We start from the raw sequence: 21,951 nt of genomic DNA, 5'->3' as shown, positions 1-21,951 counted from the left end.
ATTATTGATTAAAAATCACGAATTCGAATATGCAATGAAATCGACCATTGAGGAGCTGCAGGCTTTTACTGTTATTGTAGATAGTGGCTCTATTATCAAAGCAGCAGAAAGATTAGATCAAACAGCATCTGGTGTCAGCCGCGCATTACAGCGTCTGGAATCTAAATTAAATGTAACCTTGTTGGAACGAACTACCCGCAAAATTAAGCTCACGCAAGAGGGGCAATTGTTTTTAGCAAAAACACGGCGGATATTGAATGATTTGAGCGAAGCGGAAGATTCTCTGCTGAAATTAGATGCAGATACTTCGGGATTAGTGCGAGTCGATTCAGCAATTTCTTTTATTCTGCATATGATCGTTCCCTTGATTCCAGAATTTAATGCACGTTATCCGCATATACAGATTGAATTAGTAAATCATGATCAAGTGATTGACTTATTAGAGCATAAAGCGGATGTTGCAATTCGCTTTGGAAAATTAAACGACTCCAGTTTGCACGCAAAACTTATCTACAAGAGTCGACTGTGTTTGGTGGCGAGTCCTGAATATCTTCAGCAGCATGGACGTCCGCAAAATGCTGATGAGCTAACCGCACATGCTTTACTTGGATTTAGTCAAATTACCCATATGAATACTTGGCCGATCCAAGTCGCAGGGAAACCTTTGACGATCCAACCCAACATCAAGGCATCAAATGGTGAAACCATTCGTGAGCTTGCGATTCATGGGATGGGCATCGCTTGTCTATCGATTTTTATGTTAGAAAAAGATATTGCAGAAGGACGATTGGTACAACTTTTAGACCATCAAATTGAGCCACATGAACAGCTTATTCATGCTGTTTATTATCAACAAGAGCATTTGCCGAAACGTGTTCGTTTATTTATTGAATATTTAGCTGAAAAATTACAAGAATAGTTGTGAGAAAAACTGTGCATCGTTTTGTGCAGCTTTTTATTTACATAGAAACAATAAAAAACCCGACTTTTGTCGGGTTTTTTGATCATTTGTTTGATAAAACTTCGATCTTAGTTCTCTAAAGCAGGTGTTGCAGCAGCAATGGCAGCAGCCACGGCGTCATCTTCAGACTGAGCAGAACCTGAGTTTTGTTTAGGTTGAGCAGCTTGTGCAGGTTTTTCTGCAGCTTTAGGCGCTTCTGCTTTTGGAGCAGGAGTTTCTGCAGGAGGAGTAGGTTCACGACGAATTTCAGTTGTTGTATTCGGTGTTTCTTCACGAATCACTTCAACTTGCTGCTGAGTCGGTTCTTCAACAACTGGTTGTTCTTCAACTGGTTCTAATTGTGTAGGTACAGATGCTGTTGGTTCAGATGCTGCAACTTCAACCTGTTCCTGTTCTTCTTCTTTTGGTGCTTCTTTTTTTACACATGCTGTAAGAAGTAGACCTGTTGCGATTGCACCGCAGATTAAAAGTTTCTTATTCATAATTACACAAAACAAAAAAGTGTGGATTGGATAAATGCATTATAACAGCAAATAAGAATATAGAAATGATAAGAACTTACTCTAAATTTTTATGATAATTGCTGTTACAATAGCCAATTGTTAATTGTTCTATGAATTGATGCGTAATGACTTTGCTTTCTTGGTACAGAGTAAAGTAAAATCGCACAACATTGTAGGCCAATTTAGGCTCCATTGTACGAGAAACTTAATGACCCATTTTATTTTCGTTACTGGTGGTGTTGTATCATCACTAGGTAAAGGTATTTCAGCTGCATCAGTGGCTGCGCTTTTAGAAGCCCGTGGTTTAAAAGTAACCATGGTAAAAATGGATCCATACATTAATGTCGATCCAGGGACTATGAGTCCATTCCAACACGGTGAAGTTTTTGTCACAGAGGATGGTGCTGAAACTGACTTAGACTTGGGTTATTACGAACGTTTCTTGCGTCGTGCGAAAATGACCAAACTGAACAACTTTACTTCAGGACGAGTGTACCAAGATGTCTTGAATAAAGAACGTCGTGGTGACTACCTCGGTGGTACAGTTCAAGTTATTCCACATATTACTGACAATATTAAAGAACGTGTTCTTCGCGCAGGTGAAGGCTATGACGTTGCGATCGTTGAGATCGGCGGTACAGTAGGTGACATTGAATCTCTCCCATTCATGGAATCTGTACGTCAACTTATGGTCGAACTAGGTCATAAGCGCACAATGTTAATGCACTTAACTTTACTCCCATACATTAAGTCAGCTGCGGAATTAAAAACTAAACCAACTCAACACTCTGTAAAAGAGCTTTTGTCGATTGGTATTCAACCAGACATCCTGATCTGCCGTACAGAGCATGATGTTGATGCTGACACTACACGTAAAATTGCGTTATTTACGAACGTTGAAGCACGTGCAGTTGTGGTATGTAAAGATGCGCGTTCTATTTACCAAATTCCACGTACTTTCTATGAACAAAACGTTGATGATTTAATCTGTGAACGTTTTGGCTATAACGATCTTCCAGAAGCTGATCTTACAGACTGGGATAACGTTGTAGATGCATTACTGAACCCTGAATACACAGTTCGTGTAGCGATGGTTGGCAAATACGTTGAACTTCCAGATGCATACAAATCTGTAAACGAAGCGCTTTTACATGCGGGTATTCAAAACCGTGTGAAAGTTCAGATTGATTATGTCAATGCAGAAGAACTTGAAAGCCAAGATGTAAACGACGTATTAAAAGACGCGGATGCAATCTTAGTGCCGGGTGGCTTCGGTGAACGTGGTACAGAAGGCAAAATGAAAGCGATTCGTTTTGCACGTGAAAACGGTGTGCCATTCCTTGGCATCTGTTTAGGTATGCAGTTGGCTGTGATCGAATATGCGCGCAACGTTGCGGGTATTAGTGATGCAACTTCAACTGAATTTAACCGTTCTACAAAATCACCATTGATTGGTCTAATCACTGAATGGTTAGATGAGCGCGGCGAAGTTCAACAACGTAATGCAGATTCTGACTTAGGCGGCACAATGCGTCTGGGTGCTCAAAAATCTGAATTGGTTGCGGGAACAAAAACTGCACAAGTTTACGGTTCTGAAGAGATCGTTGAACGTCACCGTCACCGTTATGAAATGAACAACCGTTATATCCCAGTGCTTGAAGAAAAAGGCATGAAGATTTCAGGTTATTCTCCAGTACAGCGTCTTGTTGAAACTGTTGAAATTCCTGAACATCCTTGGTTTATTGCTGTACAATTCCATCCGGAATTTACAAGTTCACCACGTGATGGACACCCATTATTCGCAGGCTTTATTGATGCTGCTAAAAAGCAGTACCAAAAAGCGAAATAATGTGTTTTTGACTAAACCAGGAAGAGTTTAAATGTCACAATTAAAACCACAGGAAATTGTACGTTTAGGCGATATACAAATGGCAAATCATTTGCCATTTGTACTATTCGGCGGCATGAACGTACTTGAGTCAAAAGACCTTGCTTTTGAAATTGCTGAAACCTATGTGGATATCTGCAAACGCTTGGATATTCCGTATGTGTTTAAAGCAAGTTTTGATAAAGCCAATCGTTCAAGCTTGAACTCTTTCCGTGGCCCAGGCCTAGAAAAAGGAATCGAGTGGTTAGCTGACATAAAGAAACACTTTAATGTGCCGATTATTACTGACGTACATGAACCATATCAAGCTGCGCCTGTTGCTGAAGTTGCGGATATTATCCAACTTCCTGCATTTTTAAGCCGTCAAACTGACCTTGTTGAAGCGATGGCGAAAACTGATGCCATCATCAACATTAAAAAAGCACAGTTCCTCGCACCACACGAAATGCGTCATATTTTGCATAAGTGTTTGGAAGCAGGAAATGACAAACTGATTCTTTGTGAACGTGGTTCAGCATTTGGTTACAACAATTTAGTTGTAGACATGTTGGGCTTTGACATCATGAAAGAAATGAATGTCCCTGTGTTCTTTGATGTTACGCATGCGCTTCAAACGCCGGGTGGTCGTGCGGATTCTGCAGGTGGTCGTCGTGCGCAAATCACGACACTGGCACGTGCAGGTATGGCGACTGGTTTAGCAGGTTTGTTCTTAGAAGCTCATCCAGATCCAGAAAATGCCAAATGTGATGGTCCATGTGCGCTACGCATGTCACAGTTGGAACCTTTCTTGGCACAGTTAAAAGAGCTCGATACCTTAGTTAAAGGTTTCGCAAAGTTAGACACACACTAATTCGATACACATTGATGCGTCACTTTTGACGCATCATTTTTATTAATCAACTGAGGAATTGTTCATGAGCCAAATCGTTGACATTCGTGCACGTGAAATTTTGGACTCTCGTGGTAACCCTACCATCGAAGCAGACGTAATCTTAGCCTCTGGCGTTGTAGGCCGTGCATGTGCACCATCTGGTGCTTCAACTGGTTCTCGTGAAGCTTTAGAACTTCGTGACGGCGACAAAGCTCGTTACTTAGGTAAAGGCGTTAAAACTGCGGTTAACAACGTTAACACAGTAATTCGTGATGCATTGTTGGGTAAATCAGTATTCGAACAAAAAGACATTGACAACACAATGATCGCGCTTGACGGTACTGAAAACAAAGAAAAATTAGGTGCGAACGCAACTTTAGCGGTATCGCTAGCTGCTGCGCGCGCTGCTGCTGATGAAAAGAAAATTCCACTTTTCCAATACATCGCAGACCTTCGTAATAACAGCATTTTGACTATGCCTGTTCCAATGATGAACATCCTAAATGGTGGTTCACATGCAGACAACAACGTAGACATTCAAGAATTTATGATTGAGCCAGTTGGCTTCACTTCATTCTCTGAAGCTTTACGCGCTGGTGCTGAAATTTTCCATTCTTTAAAATCAGTTTTAAAGAAACAAGGTCTAAATACTGCAGTTGGTGATGAAGGTGGTTTTGCACCGAACCTTCGTTCTAACGAAGAAGCAATCACAGTAATTCTTGAAGCAATTGAAAAAACTGGCTACAAAGCAGGTTCTGACATTATGCTTGCGCTTGACTGTGCATCTTCAGAATTCTACAAAGATGGTCAATACATCCTTGCAGGTGAAGGCAATAAAGCATTCACAAGCAACCAATTTGCTGACTACCTTGCTGGTTTTGCAAAACAGTACCCAATCATCTCAATTGAAGATGGTTTGGACGAGTCTGATTGGGAAGGTTGGTCTTACCTTACTTCAATCCTTGGCGACAAAATCCAATTGGTTGGTGATGACCTATTCGTTACGAATCCTAAGATTCTTCAACGTGGTATCAACGAAAAAGTGGGTAACTCGATCCTAATCAAGTACAACCAAATCGGTACGTTGACTGAAACTCTAGATGCAATCTACCTTGCGAAAGCAAATGGTTACACTACAGTGATTTCACACCGTTCTGGTGAAACTGAAGATTCAACTATTGCAGATCTTGCAGTGGGTACAGCAGCGGGTCAAATCAAAACTGGTTCACTTTGCCGTTCTGACCGTGTAGCGAAATATAACCAATTACTTCGTATTGAAGAATTGACTAATGCTGCATATCGCGGTAAAGCTGAGTTCAAAGGTTTGAACTAAGCAGATCATGCTATCTATGTTAAATGTATTTGACTCCAAAGCGAGTAAAGCATTGTTGGGCCTTGCGATCTTTTTGATCGCAGGGTTTCAATATTTATACTGGTTCGGTGAAGGTGGTTACCATCAACATCAACAACTGAGTCAGAAAATACAACAACAAGTCGAACTCAATAACGAATTAAAAGAACGAAATCGCGTACTTGCAGCTGAAGTATACGATTTAAAAAATGGCGTTGAAGCTATTGAAGAGCATGCTCGTCTAGATTTAGGTTTAATTAAACCGCATGAAACTTTCGTACAGATGAGTACGATTAGTACTCAGTACAAACCAATTTATATTGATCCAAACGCAAAAGTAGACCTACGTACCAATGAGTCAGAACCAGCCGAACTTCCACCCGAACCTTAAATTGTGGGCTATTATTCCTGCTGCTGGTTCAGGAAGTCGATTTTCTAAAACTGAACTAAAACAATATCAAAACATTGCGGGTGTAACTGTGCTTGAACACACAGTTGCGCGTCTTAACCAATTACCTTTAACAGGCTATGTATTGGCTATAGGCGAGCAAGATAATATTGCTCAGACTTTGGCACTAGCAAATCAAGATAAGGCACATTTTTGTTTAGGCGGTGCAGAGCGTGTGCATTCTGTACTCAATGCATTGCAATATCTATCTAGGATTGCCAATGATGATGATTGGGTATTTGTTCATGATGCAGCAAGACCATGTGTCTCGCAGTTGAGTCTAGAAGATTTAGTTCAATCGGCAGTCGATTCGGAGCAAAGTGCGATTCTCGCCATCCCTGTACGCGACACCTTAAAACAAGTTAAAACGCCACCACAAATATCAACAACGGTAGATCGTTCAACTTTATGGCAAGCGCAGACACCACAAATTGCCAAATTGGGTATGCTTAAAAATGCCATTGAACAAGCGCTTGCCGCTGGTGCGACCATCACAGATGAAGCTAGTGCCTTAGAATTTGTCGGTGAGCAAGTTAATGTCGTGCAAGGTCGTTCGGACAATATTAAAATTACCTATCCTGATGATTTAGAGTTGGCACGTTTAATTTTAGCGTCTCAAGTTAATAGATGATTATTTCAAGGAATATTTAAGGGACAGTGATTTTTACTGTCGCTTTAATCTATAATTCCCGCATCCTTTTTAGATCTGTTTCGCAATGATCCCTTCTCAACAGTATCGTTTTTTACGTCAGTCATTACGCGATGGCCGCAGTATAAAACACGATTCTTCTCGATGGGCTAAACTTCATTTAGACCCGTGGTTACTTTGCTTCTTGGTACTCAATGCAATATTGGGGCTGATGGTTGTCTATAGTGCGACCGCGGAAGATTCGGGAATGGTACTACGTCAAGCCACAAGTTTTGGTGTGGGCTTTATTGTGATGCTGATCTGCGCGCAAATTCCACCCAAAGTTTACCAATCTATGAGTCCGTACTTATATGCCATCGGTATATTTTTACTGTTGTTGGTTTTGGTCATTGGTGAAAAAAGGATGGGGGCGAAACGCTGGATTAGCTTGCCGGGTATCGGCAGTATGCAGCCGAGTGAGTTTATGAAATTTGCCATGCCACTGATGATGGCGTGGTATTTTGCGCGAAAACCATTTCCACCGAAATTTTTACAAATTGTCGGGGCATTAATTTTATTATTGATTCCATTTGCATTGGTCGCTTTACAGCCCGACTTGAATATTGGTTTGATTATTCCAGGTATTTTTGTTTTATTTTTAAGTGGTATGTCTTGGCGTTTAATTGCAGGTGCTTTAACAGCCTTTGCAATTGCAGCACCTGTACTCTGGATGTTTTTTTTGCAGGAATATCAGAAAAAACGTGTACTGACCTTATTTGACCCTGAGTCTGACGCACTTGGTGCAGGTTGGAATATTATTCAGTCTAAAATTGCCATTGGTTCAGGCGGTTTAATGGGTAAGGGGTATACCGAAGGGACGCAGTCGCACTTGGGCTATCTGCCAGAGCATCATACTGACTTTATTATGTCGACCTATGCTGAAGAGTTTGGCTTTATTGGTGTATTTCTTTTATTTAGTTTGTTTACAGCAATTATTGTTCGCTGTTTGATTATTGGACTAAATTGCTTCCATAATTTTGGACGACTTTATGCAGGAGCGATAGGATTAACTTTCTTCTTTTTTGTATTTTTAAACTCGGGTATGGTCAGTGGGATTTTACCGGTAACAGGTGATCCACTACCGTTGATGAGTTATGGTGGTACAGCTGTAATTGCGATGCTCGCAGGGATGGGGATTGTGATGTCGATTCATACGCATCGTTAAGTAGAATAGAGCACATTAAGCCGGATTTATATCCGGTTTTTTTGCTTGAGATTTAAAATAGACGAGATAAAACTGCGAAAAATTGACTATTGAATTAGTCATGAAATTTGTCAAATCACTTGAAAAGCTTCATTCGGTGGAATGGTGTTTTTTTTCTAGAGTTAGTACTTGGATTTAAAATGAAATGAGTTTTGTATAGCGTGTATTATTTATATCTTAGTTTATTTTCTTTCTTATTCTCAGTGAGAACCATACACAAGAATAAGATAAGTTTCTTATTTATAATGGCGACATTAATTGTCGCTATAAATACATAACTCGCTTTAATCGTATTATTTATTTACATTAAAAAGATTATCATTGCCCTATAAATTTCAAAGAGGTTTTTCTTGTGAGTTCAATTGAACATAAACTAGGTTTAGTATCTAAAAATTTACAAAAAAATTTAACGGACAGACAGTTATTTAATTTATATACAAATCTTCAAAATTATATCGCTTCGTTATCACTAAATGACCAAGAGCTATATCGTGAGTTAATCGAAGAAGTCTTAAGTGCGTTAGAAAATAAATATAGAATTGCATATCCTATTTCATCAAAAAAGCTTTACGGTGCAAAAGATGCAGAAATTTCAGAATTATTAGAAAATGCACTGCTCTTACTTCAAAACAAATTTGATCTCAGTAAAAATGAAGTCAAATCATATGTCAAAACTGGCGGTGATATGATTTCTGGACGACGATATATTTGTAAATACCTTTCATACAGAAATAGCCAGAAGCAAGTGTGCTTTTTAGGTATATCTCAAAATACTATTGATGACCCTATCATATGTAAAGTTATAACTTATACTGCATATGCTACTGATAAAAGTAATGATAAAGCCATAGATTTTCCATTAAAGGATTTTGATCAAGCACTCAGCTTATATGAAACTTATTTATCTCAATATGTTTCATAATCATTATCATTTAGACACTGATGTTATGCATAAGTTGAAAAAAGTTAACTTTAAAACCCATGCATAACGTCAGTTACTAATTAGAGCTATAACTAAACTTTCTTTTTAATAAAGTATCCTTTTTGAATATTTCAATTTCTACATTATATAAATCTTTAATCTTTAAAATTTCATTTAACATGCTGAATGGTCTTAGAGCTAATCCTGAAAGCAAGCTATGAGAAGAGTGTCTTTTAAAAAATGATCCATACAGATGACTGAAGTTAAAAATGTTAGGATGTTTTTTTGTTTGAAATTGGCTATTACATTTTCTATCTCAGGATACTTGAATAAAATTTTTGATAGTTGAAAGCCATTTTATCGTCCATTATATGGATAAAATGCAGTTTAATAATCTCTATAGAACAAGTTTGATTTTTCTTTAATTGTTTCCATTTATATATTAGCGAACATACGAACTCTAAAGTATCAAAATAGGATCGAAATCTTTTTTATATATCTGTGGGATTTTAAACAGTTTTGTAGTTTCAATCAAAAATAAAGCCCTCAAATGAGGGCTTTATTTAGATATTAAAATGTAGGAACCATGTGTAGTAGCCCCACAACATGAGTGGCCAAGCGAGGAAGGGGCTAAAAAGCCATTTCCAGAACCAATGGTGTGGTGTAAAACCCACACCATGCACAAAACCACCTGAAATACCTATCATGATGAACATCAGCGCTCGATGGCTATATCCACCATTGTCATCCAGCATGGCAGCAGGATGTACAAGTAACACGGCTGCCAAAGGAAAAGCTAACAGGCAGGAAATGACCATTGCAAATTTATTTGGCTTCTTTTCTACAAGTGATTTTTCTACAGCAGCATCAGTCATTTGTTATTCCTCATCTAGATCTTGATGATGTTCGATGTAAAGCGCACTAAGTACACCTGCAAAACATGCCATCAAAATACCGAGAATCCAAGCAAAATACCACATCGTCTTTTCTCCTTAGACACAGCCTTAGTATAGGCTGTGTGAATTCTCTTCAATATGTTTGTTAGTCACTACACCCCACATCTTGTAGTAACACCAAGTTGTGTAGCACAGGATAATTGGGACAAAAATACACGCGGCAACTGTCATCACAGTCAGGGTATTTTTACTTGAAACCGCATCCCACATAGTCAAACTTACAGTTGGGTTGATGCTGGAAGGCATAAGGAAAGGGAACAATGCAAAACCAGCAGTTAAGATTGCACCAATGACTGCCAAGCTTGAACCAAGGAAGCTGAAACCGGCTTTACCTTTACCTGCGGCAAGGATAATGATCAAAGCACCTAAAATTGCCATGATTGGCGCAATCATAGTAATAGGATAAATACTATAATTGTTCATCCAACCTGGGTTGGCATTGGTGATCACTTCTTTAGCCAATGGGTTAGCAACGCCATTCGTGTCAAACGGTTGCGCTAATGTGTAGCCTTGGATATTACCGAAGTATAACCATGCGCCTGCAAGTAAGAAGCAAACCAAGAATACGATACCCATAAGCTGAGTCGCTTTTGCTGAGCGTGCACGTAGGTCGCCGTCTGTACGAAGCATGAGCCATGCACCACCGTGTGCGCAAAGCATAGATAAACTCACGATACCGCAAACTAAAGCGAATGGGTTAAGCAGCGCAAAGAAACTACCTGTATAAGTCGAGCGAACAGTTTCGTCCATAGTGAATGGAACACCGAGGAACATATTACCAAACGCAACACCAAATACGAGGGCAGGAACAGCACCACCAATTGCTAGACCCCAATCCCAAGAATTACGCCACTTGGTATTTTCAAGTTTAGAACGGTAGTCAAAACCGACTGGACGTAAGAAGAGGGCGAAGAGTACCAGTAACAGTGCCCAGTACATCCCTGAGAATGCAGTCGCATATACCATTGGCCATGCTGCAAACAGTGCGCCACCAGCAGTAATAAACCAAACTTGGTTACCGTCCCAGTGTGGGGCAATCGTATTGATTGCCGCACGACGTTCTTCGTCTTTTTTACCTACGAATGGCATGATCGCCATTGAGCCCATATCGAAGCCATCGGTGAGGGCGAAGCCGATCAGTAGGACACCGACTAATACCCACCAAATGATTTTGAGTAATTCATATTCGATCATGCTTGAGCCTCCTCATTTGCCTTTTTTGCAGCTTCAAGTTTCTCGAAGTGGTATTTACCAGTATGTAGAGAACTTGGGCCAAGGCGTGAGAATTTAATCATTAAGTACATTTCTATGATCAGCAGTACAGTGTAGAACGCTGCTAATGCAAGGATAGAACCCCATACATCACCCGTACTTAAGCTAGAAGCTGAAAGATGTGTAGGTAGAACTTCACCGATAGTCCAAGGTTGACGACCAACTTCGGCAACATACCAACCTGTTTGTGCAGCAATCCAAGGTAACGGTAGAGCAAACAAAGCAAACTTTAATAACCAAGGTTTGTTTTCTGCATTACGTTTACCGACAGCAAATGTTGCAAGTACGAATAACAGTAGCATTAAGAAGCCAGAAGCAACCATTGCACGGAATGCCCAGAACAAGCTTGGAACATGTGGAATAGTGTCTTTTGCAGCTGCTTTGATTTGTTCGTCAGAAGCATCGACAACTTTGTCTGTGTATTTTTTCAGAAGCAAACCATAACCCAAGTCTTTTTGAGACTCAGCAAACGCTGCTTTAAGTTCAGGAGAAGTGTCGCCTGCACGAAGTTGTTCTAACTGTGAGTAAGCCACCATACCGTTACGAATACGCGCTTCGTGTTGTACGATCAGGTCTTTAATACCTGTTACTTCTTTATCAGTTGAACGTGTTGCGATAATCCCCATGACATAAGGAATTTTGATCGCGTAGTCAGTAGACATAGTTTCTTTATTTGGAATACCAAACAAAGTAAATGGCGCTGGAGCTGGGTGAGTGTCCCATTCAGCTTCAATCGCAGCAAGTTTAGTTTTTTGTACGTCACCAATTTCATAACCAGATTCATCACCCAGTAAGATCACTGAAAGTGTAGACGCTAAACCAAAGATTGCAGCGATAGCGAATGAACGACGAGCAAATGGCAAGTCACGTTTTTTCAATAAGTAGTAACTTGAAATTGCCAGTACGAAAATAGCACCAGTCACATAGCCTGCAGATACGGTATGTACGAATTTAACCTGAGCCACAGGGTTGAAAATCAGTGCGCCGAAGTCCACCATTTCCATACGCATAGTTTCATAGTTAAACGCGGAACCAACAGGGTTTTGCATCCAACCATTTGCCACTAAAATCCATAGTGCAGACATGTTCGAGCCAAGTGCAACTAACCAAGTGACTGCCAAATGCTGAACTTTAGATAGGCGATCCCAGCCGAAAAAGAATAAACCAATAAATGTTGATTCAAGGAAGAATGCCATCAGACCTTCAATGGCTAATGGTGCACCGAAAATATCACCGACATAGTGTGAGTAATACGCCCAGTTAGTACCGAACTGAAACTCCATGGTCAAACCAGTAGTAACACCTAATGCGAAGTTAATACCGAAGAGTTTTCCCCAGAATTTAGTCATGTCTTTATAAATTTCTTTGCCAGAAATCACATAGGTGGTTTCCATAATGGCAAGAATAAAAGCCAGACCTAAAGTCAGTGGAACAAAAATAAAGTGATACATCGCGGTCATTGCAAATTGGAACCGCGAAAGATCGACCACGCTTTCAGAAATCATCAACGTGTCTCCTTGATTTGGGAAGGACTGCCAGCAATATGCTCGGCAACTTGATTGTCAAAGTTTTTAGGGATAGTAGGGGCGTCGAACCAGATGTTCTTAATGATCATTAAAATAATCACTTTAATTATTAGTATTGCGGTTATTTCTCTGACCACACGACGATTTAAATCTTTGAATTTTAAGCTCATGGAAATAAGCCTATTCTTTAAACTTGTACTATATTATTAACAAATATATAAAAAAAGCAAATAGGTTGAACAGTTAAAATAAAAATATATTATTAAGTAATTTAAATACAATTACTTATAGTACTTATTAGTTAAAAAATAAACTAATTTTTTTATTTTAAATACTTGACTAAAACACTTGTGTTTAATTATTTTAAATCCGACTAAAACGCTTATATTTATATTTTAAATTCTGACTAATTTACTATATTTACTAAAAGTTACATTATTAATAATGAGAATCCTTATTGAGTGAATAAGATTTTTATTTGTTATGTTTAAGTTTTGCTAAAAAAATGGGCTATTGATGTAGTGCTGTTAAACGATCTCTATATGGTTAATGTTAAAGAGGTTGGACTAAGTTTTTTAAATACTTTTTAAATATTTGATACATGATGAACTTAGCTTATTTTAGTCTTGGGACACTATATTTGAGTAAAAAAAAGACATACCGGAGTATGTCTTTTGGGGGAGATATTGCAGCTTAGAAGTCGTAACGCAGACCAAGAGAAAGTGCAGTTGCATTTTCATCACCGATCCCTGCGATACCGTTACCGAAGCTACGACCTTCTTTCCAAGGGTTAAGTTTAGAGTTTTTGTCGTTAAGCACAGTTGCTAGGTTGCCGTATACGCGTAAAGTGCTATCCAACTTATGTTCTACACCTACACCGATCAAGCTTGCATTAGCATCATCAGCATCTACGTCACGGTAGAAGTATTCACCGCGTACTGAGGTTTTAGGCGTTACTTTATATTCACCAGCAACACCGAAAACTTGAGCATCTGGGTTGGCTGTATCGTTGTCGTGTTTAGCAATTTGGTATAAAGCACCCAAGTTAAATTCTTCAGTTAACTTATATGCACCGGCAATACGGAATGCATCTCGACTTGCGCCACCTGCTGCGTTTGCTGCATTTTCATCATACTTTTCGTATGCTGCTGCAAAATCAATTGGACCTTCTTTATAAGTTAGAGCAAGGTCATAGGCTTTGTTGTCATCTTTGCCTTCGCCATCTGCTTCACGGTCAATTTGTGTACCTGAATGCATCGACATTGCAGCTAATACATTGAAACCACCGCCAAATTTTGGAGATTTATATTCAATGGTGTTTTCATTACGTTCATCAAATTTTAAGTTGCCGACACGTGTTACGTTACGAACGTCACCAACCATGTCACCGAAGAAGTTCACAGGGCTACGTGCGACTTTAAATGGGCTGTCAAAACGACCTACACGTGCTTGACCATAAGTTGAACTTTTTAAACCCACGAATGTGTCACGTGTTGAAAAATCTACACCTTTGCTGTCTTGGCTACCGCTTGCAAAGTTTACTTCTTGCTCAATTTGAGCAAATACGTTGAGGTCATCATTAATTTTTTGATCTACTTTGAAGCCTAATCGTGAAGCGTTAGAAGAAAGACCAACTTCGTTGTAATCTTTACCATCATCTAGATAGTCAAGAGAGACATGTGCACGGCCATAAATATTTACATCTGCAGCAGATGCCATCATTGGTGTAAGAATTGTTGCCCCGATTGCTAATGCACATAGAGTTTTTTTCATTTGAAGCTCCAGAAGACTTTTCCAGTCATATCAATATGTTTTATCAGTAGCTTGGATAGAAGTAATTTCGCTATCTAATGGCGCTAAGTATTCATTACAAATAAGACAGTTCTATTAAGGAAATATTTCAAAACGGTGAAAGGTGATTTTTGGTTTAAATTGTTTTTATATTTATAAAAATGAATATGTATTAAGTGTTTATAGTTGAATTGAACATTAAGTTGTTTAAAGCTAAAAATAGTTAGCGTAATAGTGTAGATATAAAAAATGGAGCCGAAGCTCCATTGATCATCACTTTAAACTCAATTGAACTTAAAGTGCTGCTTTGATTTTTTCGCCAATGGCTTTAATTTTTTCCATATCGCCCATTTGTGCGGCATGTTTACCTAATTCATGCACTGAAGTCGGAATTAGGTGGAAATGCACGTGCGGAACAGTTTGACCCGCAGCAGCGCCAGACAACTGCATCAATACGATACCTTTCACGTCTAAAGCTTTTTCCATTGCTTTCGCAACTTTTTGAGCAACCTGAATGGTATAAGCAGCCGCTTCTGGATCTAAATCAAGCAGCGTAATAGCAGGGGTTTTAGGAATTACGAGCGTATGACCTTCGGCCTGTGGCATGACATCCATAAAAGCGAGTACTTGATCATCTTCATAGACTTTAAACGCAGGAAGTTCTCCGCGTAAAATCCGAGCAAAAATATTTTGATCATCATAAGTCATTGCTAAATTCCTTGAGCGAATTGAATCGTAATTATTTACAGTTCAATTCTTTCTGACGATCTTTGATCGCGTCAAGTCGTTGTTGCTCTTTTTCTGAAAATTTAGGCTTAGTTGTGTAGCAATTGTCATTGCCGAACTTCGCTTTAGCATCAGGATCTTTAAAGCAAAAACCTTTCGATGCATAAATCACGTCATGGTCATTTTTCAACTTTTGGCATTCTTGCTCAGATGCTAAAACAGCAGTAGAAGCCCCGATTAAAGTTACAGCACCTAGCAAAGTTGCGAGGGTAAATTTGTTCATGCGAGTTTCCTCTGTCATTTGTAACAATGTGTGTTATGACACTAGAGTACAATATGATGGTTATTTATCGTTATTCAATGGCGAGTTATTACTCAATTGTAATTTTACTCCATTTTTCATACATAATCATAGCGCTTGAAAAATCACTGTTTTCTTCAGCTTGATCGCTTGCTGCTTGGATTAAATTTTGCGTCAAAGAGAGCACAGGGGCTGAAAGTTTTGCTTGTCGTACCAGATCAACAGCAATTCCCGTATCTTTGGCAAGTAATGGAAGTGCAAAGGTTAATGGGAAGCTACGATTCAGTACGCGTTGCGGTAAAATTGTTTCAGTCACATTACTTTTACCGCTCGACGCATTAATACAATCGAGTGCTTCATGTAAGTCTACGCCATGCGCTTTTAAGGTGGTGAATCCTTCAGCAACTGCACAAAGATTTACAGCCATTAACATGTTGTTTACAGCTTTCACAGCAAAACCCGCACCCGGTTCACCCACATGTTTAATCAGTCTGCCAAATGTTTGGATCGCAGGTAATGCACGTTCAAAGGCTGCTGCGTCACCACCAATCATGACGGTTAATGTTCCAGTTTCAGCGCCAATGGTTTGTCCACTCACAGGGGCGTCTAAGAACGAAACGTTTTGTTGCTTTAAGGCTGCAGCGAGTTTTTTTGCAGATTCTGGCACACCGCTGGTACAGTCGACCCAAATCGAGCCTGATTTCAGCGTCACACTCGCAATTAAATTTTCAACATCTTGGCTGATGGGTAGGCATGAAAAAATAATGTCCGCTTGTACTGCTTGCTCTAATGCAACCGCTTGCGTACCAAATTCAGCAGCATGTTGCTCTGCCTTGGTAAAGTTTCGATTCCAGACATAAACCGTGTCGAACTGTTTTGGTAGGTGCGCTGCCATACGGTAACCCATTGCGCCCAATCCGATAAATGCAACTGACTGAATCATCTTTACCCTCTAAATTTTTTATTTCAATAAACTGGATCTTTGTGTAAGCCACTGGGTCAAAGTTGGCCAAAATTGATTGGCACTTTTTTGACTCGACATCAGGCCGAGGTGACCACCGGGAATGAGAGTAAACGTGACATCTTGACTACTTGTCAATTCGCCTAAAGGACTTGCTGCATCAGCAGTAACGATTTGATCGGTAGAACCCGCGCCAATCAACAAAGAGCAGTGGATATTTTTTAATTGAATAACTTTATCTTTCAATTGAATAATGCCGTTTTTAAGTGGATTTTGTAGCCAAACATTGAACACCATGTCTTGGTTAATGCCACCCGGATAGTCAATCATGTGATTGAGAAAATCGCCCATGGTTGCATGTTCATACAGGTCATGCAGATTATCTAAGTTAGATAGAAATTGTTTTTGGCTTTTGAACCAACCCATTGGATCAACGATTTTAAATCCAATCGCATTGAGTACGCCCGGTGTATGGATAAAATGTTTAGGAATTTTCCCTGTGTAGACCTTATCTTGTAAATTCTTACTACGTGAAAGCAAGCGATTGGTTTTTTGAAATAGCTTTCCGATACGACCTGAGGCATAGCTATCAATCGGCGCGCCCATCACCATTAGATTTTTAACATGTTCAGGTTGATGTAATGCGGTATACAGCGTGACAAAGACTCCAGCCATACTCCAACCGTGTAGCGAGATGTATCGACTATCAGCATGCTCACAAATTTGATCAATACAATGTGGAATCACATCATCAATAAACGATAGAAAATTTAAGAAACGATCTTGATAGTTTAATTTTCCCCATTCCAGCAAATAGACATCAAAGCCACTGTGTTGAAAATGTTTAACCAATGAGCGATATGGATACAAATCATAAATCGCCATATTGATGGCCAGTGGAGCAACAAACACTAAGGGTTCTTTGTATTTACGATCAGGCGAAGCGTAATACCGAACTTTTGCATGTTTATATTCAGTAATTACTTCATAGGGTGTCGATTGAGAAAGGACCAGCGATTTTGCATTAAACACACGTGTAGACAGGTGTTTAATTTTCTTTTGCTGCGCCAGAAATTTCTGTTTGAAAGGATGCATAACTGTCAATTGCCTAAGTCCTTGTAGGATTGGTTGAAGTCTAAGCGATAATTTCGTATTTTACCTTGACCTTAAATAGCTTAGACGCTCAAAATATTGGCAATTCTTCACAAAGGCAGTCCTTCGCGACTGAGTAATACAGATGAGCCAACAAGACGACATCGAATACCAATTAGAGACTTTAGCGATTCGTACAGGTCATATTCGTACTTTTGAGGGTGAACATAGCGAGCCAATTTTCCTGACTTCATCATTTGTTTGTGAAAGTGCAGCAGATGCCGCAGCAAAATTTTCAGGTCAAATTGAAGGCAATACCTATTCACGTTATACCAATCCAACTGTACAAGCGTTCGAAAAACGTTTAGCTGTTTTGGATGGTGCTGAAGCCGCAGTTGCGACAAGTTCGGGTATGGCAGGCGTACACGCGATCACTTTGGCATACTTAAAAGCTGGCGATCATGTGGTGTGTTCACGTGCTGTCTTTGGTTCGATCATTTCTCTGTTTGAAAAATATGTCATCAAATTTGGCGTTGACGTTACTTTCGTTGATTTGGAAGATTTAGATGCTTGGAAACAAGCGATTCGCCCAACTACACGCCTCTTGTTTATTGAAACACCGTCAAACCCATTAGCTCAAGTAGGGGATTTACAAGCCATTGCTGATATTGCACATGCGCATGGGGCATTATTTGCAGTCGATAATACTTTCTGTACACCGGTGTTACAGCAACCGATTAAATTTGGTGCGGACCTCGTGATCTACTCATCAACAAAATATATTGATGGTCAAGGTCGTGCGCTCGGTGGTGCTGTTGTAGGTAGTGCAAAATTGATGGAAGAGATTACAGGTGTTATTCGTACACTGGGTAACTCGATGAGTCCATTCAATGCATGGATCTTCCTGAAAGGGCTAGAAACTTTAAGCTTACGTATGAAAGCCCACTGTGCAAGTGCTCAAACTTTAGCTGAATGGTTAGATTCACACCCGAAAGTTGAAAAAGTGTACTATGCTGGACTTCCAAATCACGAAGGTCATGAGTTGGCGAAAAAGCAACAAAAAGGCTTTGGCGGTGTCGTATCGTTTGTTGCGAAAGGCGAACGTGAAGGTGCTTGGACCGTGATTGATAATACCAAGTTCCTTTCTATTACAAGTAACTTGGGTGATGTAAAATCAACAATTACCCATCCTGCAACGACTTCTCATGGCAGAATGTCTGCAGAAGCGAAAAAAGCAGCAGGGATTAGCGAAGGTTTAATTCGCGTATCTGTTGGTTTAGAAGATATTAATGATATTATTCGCGATCTTTCACGCGGTTTAGATCTTATCTAAAGTGAATTCATCAGTTTTGTTCGGAGATTTTTATGAACATTAATATGCTCATGCAGCAAGCTCAACGCATGCAAAAAGAAGTTGAGAGCAACATTAAAAAAGCGAAGGAAGAGCTTGCACAAGTTGAAGTTCACGCTGAAGCAGGTGGTGGTCTGGTTAAAGTTACTATGACTGCGCGTCATGTGGTGAAACGTATTGAAATCAATCCTGAACTACTTCAAGATGATGCAGATATGATTGAAGATTTAATTGCAGCGGCAATGAATGATGCTTCACGTCAAGCTGAAGTGATTTCAGAAGAAAAACTGAAATCTGCAAACTCCGGTATGGGGCTTCCACCAGGCCTTTCAGGTTTATTCTAAGGAATACGTTAAATGTTTAGTGATCGTTTTGATCAACTTGTACAGGCATTGCGTATTTTGCCAAGCGTTGGGCCAAAGTCGGCTCAACGAATGGCACTGCACTTAATCATGAAAAATAGGGAGGGTGCTGTTGGTCTGGCACATGCCTTGACTGAAGCAACCAACTATATTCATGAATGTTCCATTTGCCATTCATTGACTGAAGATGAAGTGTGCAACATATGCGTCTCGTCAGAACGTGATGATCAACTGCTTTGTGTGGTTGAATCTCCCGCAGATGTCATGGCAATCGAGCAAAGTGGCAGTTTTAGAGGGAAATATCATGTATTGGGTGGACATTTGTCGCCACTCGATGGTATTGGCCCCGACGAAATTGGTATTCCATATTTAATTCAACGACTAAGTGATGGTAAAGTGCAGGAAGTGATCTTGGCGACCAATGCAACGGTTGAAGGTCAAGCGACAGCACATTATTTGGTTGAAGCGACTAAACATTTACCAATACAAATGACCCGTATTGCACAGGGAGTACCACAGGGTGGTGAGCTTGAATATGTGGATAGTCATACCTTAAGTCAGGCCGTGCATAACCGAATGCGAATGAAGTAACTATAGAGCGAAACTCGTTTCGCTTTGTATAATTTTCACCTAATTATTTATACTTAATAACGATTAAAGTTTTTGTTTACAATGAATAAAAAAGCCAATTAAAGGAAATAAGTCACTAAAATAACGTTTTTCCTTATAGATAAATAATATATATCAGTTAATATAAGCTCATAGAGCATCTAAAATTAGACTCAGCAACTTATGTATCAATTCATTCAAAATCAGCCAGATTTAAATTCTGTTTTAAATCTTATGGACCAAAGCTCGATTTACGGACTCGACACCGAGTTTATAAAAGTAGATACCCTGTGGCCCAAACTTGGACTTTTCCAAATTAATGTACAAAATCAGGTGTATTTACTTGATGGTACAACTCTCGATTTAACCCAATTCTGGCAAAAATTATTTGCGGCTCAGCAAAACATTTTTCATGCTTGTAGTGAAGATATCGACCTGATTTATCACTATGCACAGCATAAGTCTTTAGAAAATGTCTTTGATACCCAAGTTGGGATGTCATTTTTAGGGTATGGCTTACAAGTCAGCTATCAAAATGCCTTAAAAACTATGCTCGATGTAGATATAGATAAAGATCAGACACGTTCAGATTGGTTGGCTCGTCCACTCAGTGCCGAGCAATTGAACTATGCAGCGAATGATGTACATTATTTAATGAATTTAAGCCATACGATTCAGAATGAATTGGTTGCGAAAAGTTTATTAAATTGTGTGCTTGAGGACTGCAAAAATTTAACTTATGAAATTGGCACTGAAACGCCGATCCATATGCTGTATCACGATATTGGTAATTATCGACATTCACGTCGACAGCTCATGCAAATTCAGCAATTGGCCGTTTGGCGTGAGCAAATGGTGAAAGCCTTAAATCAGCCACGTAGCTTTATTCTTAAAAACTCAACTATCATTGATATGGTTGAAAAAAATCCAAAAAATAATTTTCAATTGAGCGCGGTGAAAGACATTCGGCCGAACATTGTGCGTGAGCATGGTAAAATTATTTTAGATTTGTTGAAGTTTTTACCTGAACAAGCTGAATGGCCGCTGCGTATGGCACGTCCAATTCGTCACTCTTCTCAGGATATTGGTTCACGTGTCGATACCGTTATTCAGCGTGCAGTACAAGAAACCTCTGTGCCTAAAGAAGTTTTAATGCGCAAAAAATGGTTAAATGCTTTGTATCAGCATGTGGTTTTTCATAATGATGAACAGGATTTACCGAGCTACCTATTGGGTTGGCGCTATGATTTGCTGACGAAGCCTTTAATTGAAGTGCTGCATGCCGATGAAAGCTATCTTTCTGGTCAAATGAAAGTGATGGAATAAGTTCTGATTGATTAAAGAACTATCACTTATACAAATTCACGACTGATGCGTTAATAAACACTAATGTATCAGTCTTTTTTTTGATGTATCCTTTGCCTTGCGTTTAATGAGTATTGATTCAATTATGTACTGTTCTATCTACAAATCGAGCAAAAAAGATGAAATGTATCTTTATATTGCTCGTCCTGAAGTTAATGAAAACGAAACTGAAGTGACAGATCCACTTGCAGTAATGCCTGATGCTTTACGTACAGCATTTGGTCGTGCCACATTTGTCATGGATCTAGAACTCAGTGAATCACGCAAACTTGCACGTGTAAACGTATTGCATGTCATAGATTCAATTGAAACAAAAGGGTTCTTTATTCAAATGCCTCCAGAAGGTTTAATTGACCCAAATGCAGTTGAGCCAGAAGGCTTGCGCGGCGCTTAAGTTAATTCAGGAGTTGTGAAAATGAATGGTGTAGTATCGGTATTGGACTCAATTCCTGAAAGCAGTATTGCAATTACGGTTTACCTAGGTGGGGCTGTAATTGCTTTGTTGTGTTGGTATGGGCTGATGAAGCGCTTACCCAAAACGATCGGTGCCATTGGTTGGCTTATCGTATTTGCTATTTTATTAACACCAACCGTTTCTGAAGGTTCAAATGCAGCGATCGCACCTGCGATTTTTGGTTTGATTTTTGGTGTATTAACAAAAGATCAGCCATTGGTTTGGTTGAATCTATCGCTGATTCTCTTTGTGGTGGGTATTGGTTTAGTCCTTGGTTATTTTTGGACCAAATACAATGCAGCGAAACCACAGCACGTTGTTAACAAGAAAATTTCACCGCTTTAAATAA

The 21,951-nt window shown here is 39.5% G+C and carries 25 protein-coding genes; 14 read left to right on the top strand and 11 right to left on the bottom strand.

Annotated features, from left to right (window positions below; genetic code table 11):
• Positions 1-34 precede the first annotated feature (34 nt).
• A complete protein-coding gene (locus B1201_RS13055; RefSeq protein ID WP_078194001.1) occupies positions 35-919 on the top strand; it encodes a LysR family transcriptional regulator in 885 nt (294 codons plus the stop codon).
• A gap of 110 nt (positions 920-1,029) precedes the next feature.
• Here B1201_RS13055 and B1201_RS13050 read toward each other — a convergent pair whose 3' ends face one another.
• Positions 1,030-1,443, bottom strand: coding sequence for an internalin (locus B1201_RS13050; protein WP_078193919.1), 414 nt, complete (start codon positions 1,441-1,443; stop codon positions 1,030-1,032).
• Between the two features lie 229 nt (positions 1,444-1,672).
• Here B1201_RS13050 and B1201_RS13045 point away from each other — a divergent pair, with 229 nt between their 5' ends.
• From B1201_RS13045 to B1201_RS13015, 7 genes are all read left to right on the top strand, one after another.
• The gene (locus tag B1201_RS13045; RefSeq protein WP_078188523.1) at positions 1,673-3,313 is read left to right on the top strand and encodes a CTP synthase; all 1,641 of its coding nucleotides are present in this window, start codon (positions 1,673-1,675) and stop codon (positions 3,311-3,313) included.
• Between the two features lie 31 nt (positions 3,314-3,344).
• Positions 3,345-4,202 (top strand): 3-deoxy-8-phosphooctulonate synthase, encoded by an 858-nt coding sequence (gene kdsA, locus B1201_RS13040; RefSeq protein ID WP_078188522.1) that lies wholly within the window; start codon positions 3,345-3,347, stop codon positions 4,200-4,202.
• A gap of 64 nt (positions 4,203-4,266) precedes the next feature.
• Positions 4,267-5,556, top strand: a complete 1,290-nt coding sequence (eno, locus tag B1201_RS13035; RefSeq protein WP_078188521.1) for a phosphopyruvate hydratase — start codon at positions 4,267-4,269, stop codon at positions 5,554-5,556.
• Positions 5,557-5,572: 16 nt separating this feature from the next.
• The gene (locus B1201_RS13030; protein ID WP_078193918.1) at positions 5,573-5,965 is read left to right on the top strand and encodes a septum formation initiator family protein; all 393 of its coding nucleotides are present in this window, start codon (positions 5,573-5,575) and stop codon (positions 5,963-5,965) included.
• Positions 5,928-6,653, top strand: a complete 726-nt coding sequence (gene ispD, locus B1201_RS13025) for a 2-C-methyl-D-erythritol 4-phosphate cytidylyltransferase (RefSeq protein ID WP_078193917.1) — start codon at positions 5,928-5,930, stop codon at positions 6,651-6,653. Before B1201_RS13030 ends, ispD begins: the two co-directional genes overlap by 38 nt.
• Before the next feature lie 85 nt (positions 6,654-6,738).
• Positions 6,739-7,875 carry a rod shape-determining protein RodA gene (gene rodA / locus B1201_RS13020; protein ID WP_078193916.1) on the top strand — a complete coding sequence of 379 codons (1,137 nt, stop codon included), beginning with the start codon at positions 6,739-6,741 and terminating at the stop codon, positions 7,873-7,875.
• A gap of 391 nt (positions 7,876-8,266) precedes the next feature.
• Entirely contained in the window at positions 8,267-8,836 is a 570-nt protein-coding gene (locus B1201_RS13015; RefSeq protein ID WP_078193915.1) for a hypothetical protein, read from the top strand.
• 563 nt (positions 8,837-9,399) lie between these two features.
• Here the strand turns inward: B1201_RS13015 and B1201_RS13010 are convergent.
• From B1201_RS13010 to B1201_RS12965, 10 genes are all read right to left on the bottom strand, one after another.
• Complete coding sequence (locus tag B1201_RS13010; RefSeq protein WP_078193914.1) at positions 9,400-9,711, bottom strand: cyd operon YbgE family protein; 312 nt, start codon at positions 9,709-9,711, stop codon at positions 9,400-9,402.
• Positions 9,712-9,714: 3 nt separating this feature from the next.
• Complete coding sequence (gene cydX / locus B1201_RS13005) at positions 9,715-9,816, bottom strand: cytochrome bd-I oxidase subunit CydX (protein WP_002120988.1); 102 nt, start codon at positions 9,814-9,816, stop codon at positions 9,715-9,717.
• Between the two features lie 24 nt (positions 9,817-9,840).
• Entirely contained in the window at positions 9,841-10,986 is a 1,146-nt protein-coding gene (gene cydB, locus B1201_RS13000) for a cytochrome d ubiquinol oxidase subunit II (protein WP_078193913.1), read from the bottom strand.
• Positions 10,983-12,569, bottom strand: coding sequence for a cytochrome ubiquinol oxidase subunit I (locus B1201_RS12995; RefSeq protein WP_078188514.1), 1,587 nt, complete (start codon positions 12,567-12,569; stop codon positions 10,983-10,985). Before B1201_RS12995 ends, cydB begins: the two co-directional genes overlap by 4 nt.
• The gene (gene cydP / locus B1201_RS12990) at positions 12,569-12,760 is read right to left on the bottom strand and encodes a cytochrome oxidase putative small subunit CydP (protein WP_078188513.1); all 192 of its coding nucleotides are present in this window, start codon (positions 12,758-12,760) and stop codon (positions 12,569-12,571) included. Before cydP ends, B1201_RS12995 begins: the two co-directional genes overlap by 1 nt.
• Before the next feature lie 523 nt (positions 12,761-13,283).
• Entirely contained in the window at positions 13,284-14,363 is a 1,080-nt protein-coding gene (locus tag B1201_RS12985) for a porin (protein ID WP_078193912.1), read from the bottom strand.
• A 312-nt stretch (positions 14,364-14,675) separates the two neighbouring features.
• On the bottom strand, positions 14,676-15,089 hold the full coding sequence (locus B1201_RS12980) for an HIT family protein (RefSeq protein WP_078188511.1): 414 nt from the start codon (positions 15,087-15,089) through the stop codon (positions 14,676-14,678).
• A 31-nt stretch (positions 15,090-15,120) separates the two neighbouring features.
• Entirely contained in the window at positions 15,121-15,390 is a 270-nt protein-coding gene (locus tag B1201_RS12975; protein ID WP_078188510.1) for a YARHG domain-containing protein, read from the bottom strand.
• A gap of 88 nt (positions 15,391-15,478) precedes the next feature.
• Positions 15,479-16,351 carry an NAD(P)-dependent oxidoreductase gene (locus tag B1201_RS12970; protein WP_078193911.1) on the bottom strand — a complete coding sequence of 291 codons (873 nt, stop codon included), beginning with the start codon at positions 16,349-16,351 and terminating at the stop codon, positions 15,479-15,481.
• An 18-nt stretch (positions 16,352-16,369) separates the two neighbouring features.
• Positions 16,370-17,464, bottom strand: a complete 1,095-nt coding sequence (locus B1201_RS12965) for an alpha/beta fold hydrolase (RefSeq protein ID WP_078193910.1) — start codon at positions 17,462-17,464, stop codon at positions 16,370-16,372.
• Positions 17,465-17,606: 142 nt separating this feature from the next.
• Between B1201_RS12965 and B1201_RS12960 the strand changes: the two genes are divergently transcribed.
• The 6 genes from B1201_RS12960 to B1201_RS12935 all read left to right on the top strand — a co-directional run bounded on the left by B1201_RS12960 (position 17,607) and on the right by B1201_RS12935 (position 21,947).
• Positions 17,607-18,794, top strand: coding sequence for an O-succinylhomoserine sulfhydrylase (locus tag B1201_RS12960; RefSeq protein ID WP_078193909.1), 1,188 nt, complete (start codon positions 17,607-17,609; stop codon positions 18,792-18,794).
• A 32-nt stretch (positions 18,795-18,826) separates the two neighbouring features.
• Positions 18,827-19,156 carry a YbaB/EbfC family nucleoid-associated protein gene (locus B1201_RS12955; RefSeq protein ID WP_078188506.1) on the top strand — a complete coding sequence of 110 codons (330 nt, stop codon included), beginning with the start codon at positions 18,827-18,829 and terminating at the stop codon, positions 19,154-19,156.
• A 12-nt stretch (positions 19,157-19,168) separates the two neighbouring features.
• Positions 19,169-19,765, top strand: a complete 597-nt coding sequence (gene recR, locus B1201_RS12950) for a recombination mediator RecR (RefSeq protein ID WP_078188505.1) — start codon at positions 19,169-19,171, stop codon at positions 19,763-19,765.
• 201 nt (positions 19,766-19,966) lie between these two features.
• Positions 19,967-21,109, top strand: coding sequence for a ribonuclease D (locus tag B1201_RS12945; protein ID WP_078193908.1), 1,143 nt, complete (start codon positions 19,967-19,969; stop codon positions 21,107-21,109).
• Positions 21,110-21,233: 124 nt separating this feature from the next.
• A complete protein-coding gene (locus B1201_RS12940) occupies positions 21,234-21,542 on the top strand; it encodes a YcgL domain-containing protein (RefSeq protein WP_078194000.1) in 309 nt (102 codons plus the stop codon).
• 21 nt (positions 21,543-21,563) lie between these two features.
• The gene (locus B1201_RS12935; RefSeq protein ID WP_078193907.1) at positions 21,564-21,947 is read left to right on the top strand and encodes a hypothetical protein; all 384 of its coding nucleotides are present in this window, start codon (positions 21,564-21,566) and stop codon (positions 21,945-21,947) included.
• Positions 21,948-21,951 lie beyond the last annotated feature (4 nt).

This window comes from Acinetobacter sp. ANC 5600 (genome assembly GCF_002018395.1).
Classification (GTDB): domain Bacteria; phylum Pseudomonadota; class Gammaproteobacteria; order Pseudomonadales; family Moraxellaceae; genus Acinetobacter; species Acinetobacter amyesii.
The sequence above is the reverse complement of the archived record's forward strand: the minus strand, read 5'-3'. Positions and strand labels throughout refer to the sequence as shown.

Excerpts from the sequence above, each read along its gene's own strand:
- B1201_RS13055 (WP_078194001.1), top strand. The coding sequence starts at position 35 with ATGAAATCGACCATTGAGGAGCTGCAGGCTTTTACTGTTATTGTAGAT.
- B1201_RS13050 (WP_078193919.1), bottom strand. The coding sequence starts at position 1,443 with ATGAATAAGAAACTTTTAATCTGCGGTGCAATCGCAACAGGTCTACTT.
- B1201_RS13045 (WP_078188523.1), top strand. The coding sequence starts at position 1,673 with ATGACCCATTTTATTTTCGTTACTGGTGGTGTTGTATCATCACTAGGT.
- kdsA (WP_078188522.1), top strand. The coding sequence starts at position 3,345 with ATGTCACAATTAAAACCACAGGAAATTGTACGTTTAGGCGATATACAA.
- eno (WP_078188521.1), top strand. The coding sequence starts at position 4,267 with ATGAGCCAAATCGTTGACATTCGTGCACGTGAAATTTTGGACTCTCGT.
- B1201_RS13030 (WP_078193918.1), top strand. The coding sequence starts at position 5,573 with ATGTTAAATGTATTTGACTCCAAAGCGAGTAAAGCATTGTTGGGCCTT.
- ispD (WP_078193917.1), top strand. The coding sequence starts at position 5,928 with ATGAGTCAGAACCAGCCGAACTTCCACCCGAACCTTAAATTGTGGGCT.
- rodA (WP_078193916.1), top strand. The coding sequence starts at position 6,739 with ATGATCCCTTCTCAACAGTATCGTTTTTTACGTCAGTCATTACGCGAT.
- B1201_RS13010 (WP_078193914.1), bottom strand. The coding sequence starts at position 9,711 with ATGACTGATGCTGCTGTAGAAAAATCACTTGTAGAAAAGAAGCCAAAT.
- cydX (WP_002120988.1), bottom strand. The coding sequence starts at position 9,816 with ATGTGGTATTTTGCTTGGATTCTCGGTATTTTGATGGCATGTTTTGCA.
- cydB (WP_078193913.1), bottom strand. The coding sequence starts at position 10,986 with ATGATCGAATATGAATTACTCAAAATCATTTGGTGGGTATTAGTCGGT.
- B1201_RS12995 (WP_078188514.1), bottom strand. The coding sequence starts at position 12,569 with ATGATTTCTGAAAGCGTGGTCGATCTTTCGCGGTTCCAATTTGCAATG.
- cydP (WP_078188513.1), bottom strand. The coding sequence starts at position 12,760 with ATGAGCTTAAAATTCAAAGATTTAAATCGTCGTGTGGTCAGAGAAATA.
- B1201_RS12985 (WP_078193912.1), bottom strand. The coding sequence starts at position 14,363 with ATGAAAAAAACTCTATGTGCATTAGCAATCGGGGCAACAATTCTTACA.
- B1201_RS12980 (WP_078188511.1), bottom strand. The coding sequence starts at position 15,089 with ATGACTTATGATGATCAAAATATTTTTGCTCGGATTTTACGCGGAGAA.
- B1201_RS12975 (WP_078188510.1), bottom strand. The coding sequence starts at position 15,390 with ATGAACAAATTTACCCTCGCAACTTTGCTAGGTGCTGTAACTTTAATC.
- B1201_RS12970 (WP_078193911.1), bottom strand. The coding sequence starts at position 16,351 with ATGATTCAGTCAGTTGCATTTATCGGATTGGGCGCAATGGGTTACCGT.
- B1201_RS12965 (WP_078193910.1), bottom strand. The coding sequence starts at position 17,464 with ATGCATCCTTTCAAACAGAAATTTCTGGCGCAGCAAAAGAAAATTAAA.
- B1201_RS12960 (WP_078193909.1), top strand. The coding sequence starts at position 17,607 with ATGAGCCAACAAGACGACATCGAATACCAATTAGAGACTTTAGCGATT.
- B1201_RS12955 (WP_078188506.1), top strand. The coding sequence starts at position 18,827 with ATGAACATTAATATGCTCATGCAGCAAGCTCAACGCATGCAAAAAGAA.
- recR (WP_078188505.1), top strand. The coding sequence starts at position 19,169 with ATGTTTAGTGATCGTTTTGATCAACTTGTACAGGCATTGCGTATTTTG.
- B1201_RS12945 (WP_078193908.1), top strand. The coding sequence starts at position 19,967 with ATGTATCAATTCATTCAAAATCAGCCAGATTTAAATTCTGTTTTAAAT.
- B1201_RS12940 (WP_078194000.1), top strand. The coding sequence starts at position 21,234 with ATGTACTGTTCTATCTACAAATCGAGCAAAAAAGATGAAATGTATCTT.
- B1201_RS12935 (WP_078193907.1), top strand. The coding sequence starts at position 21,564 with ATGAATGGTGTAGTATCGGTATTGGACTCAATTCCTGAAAGCAGTATT.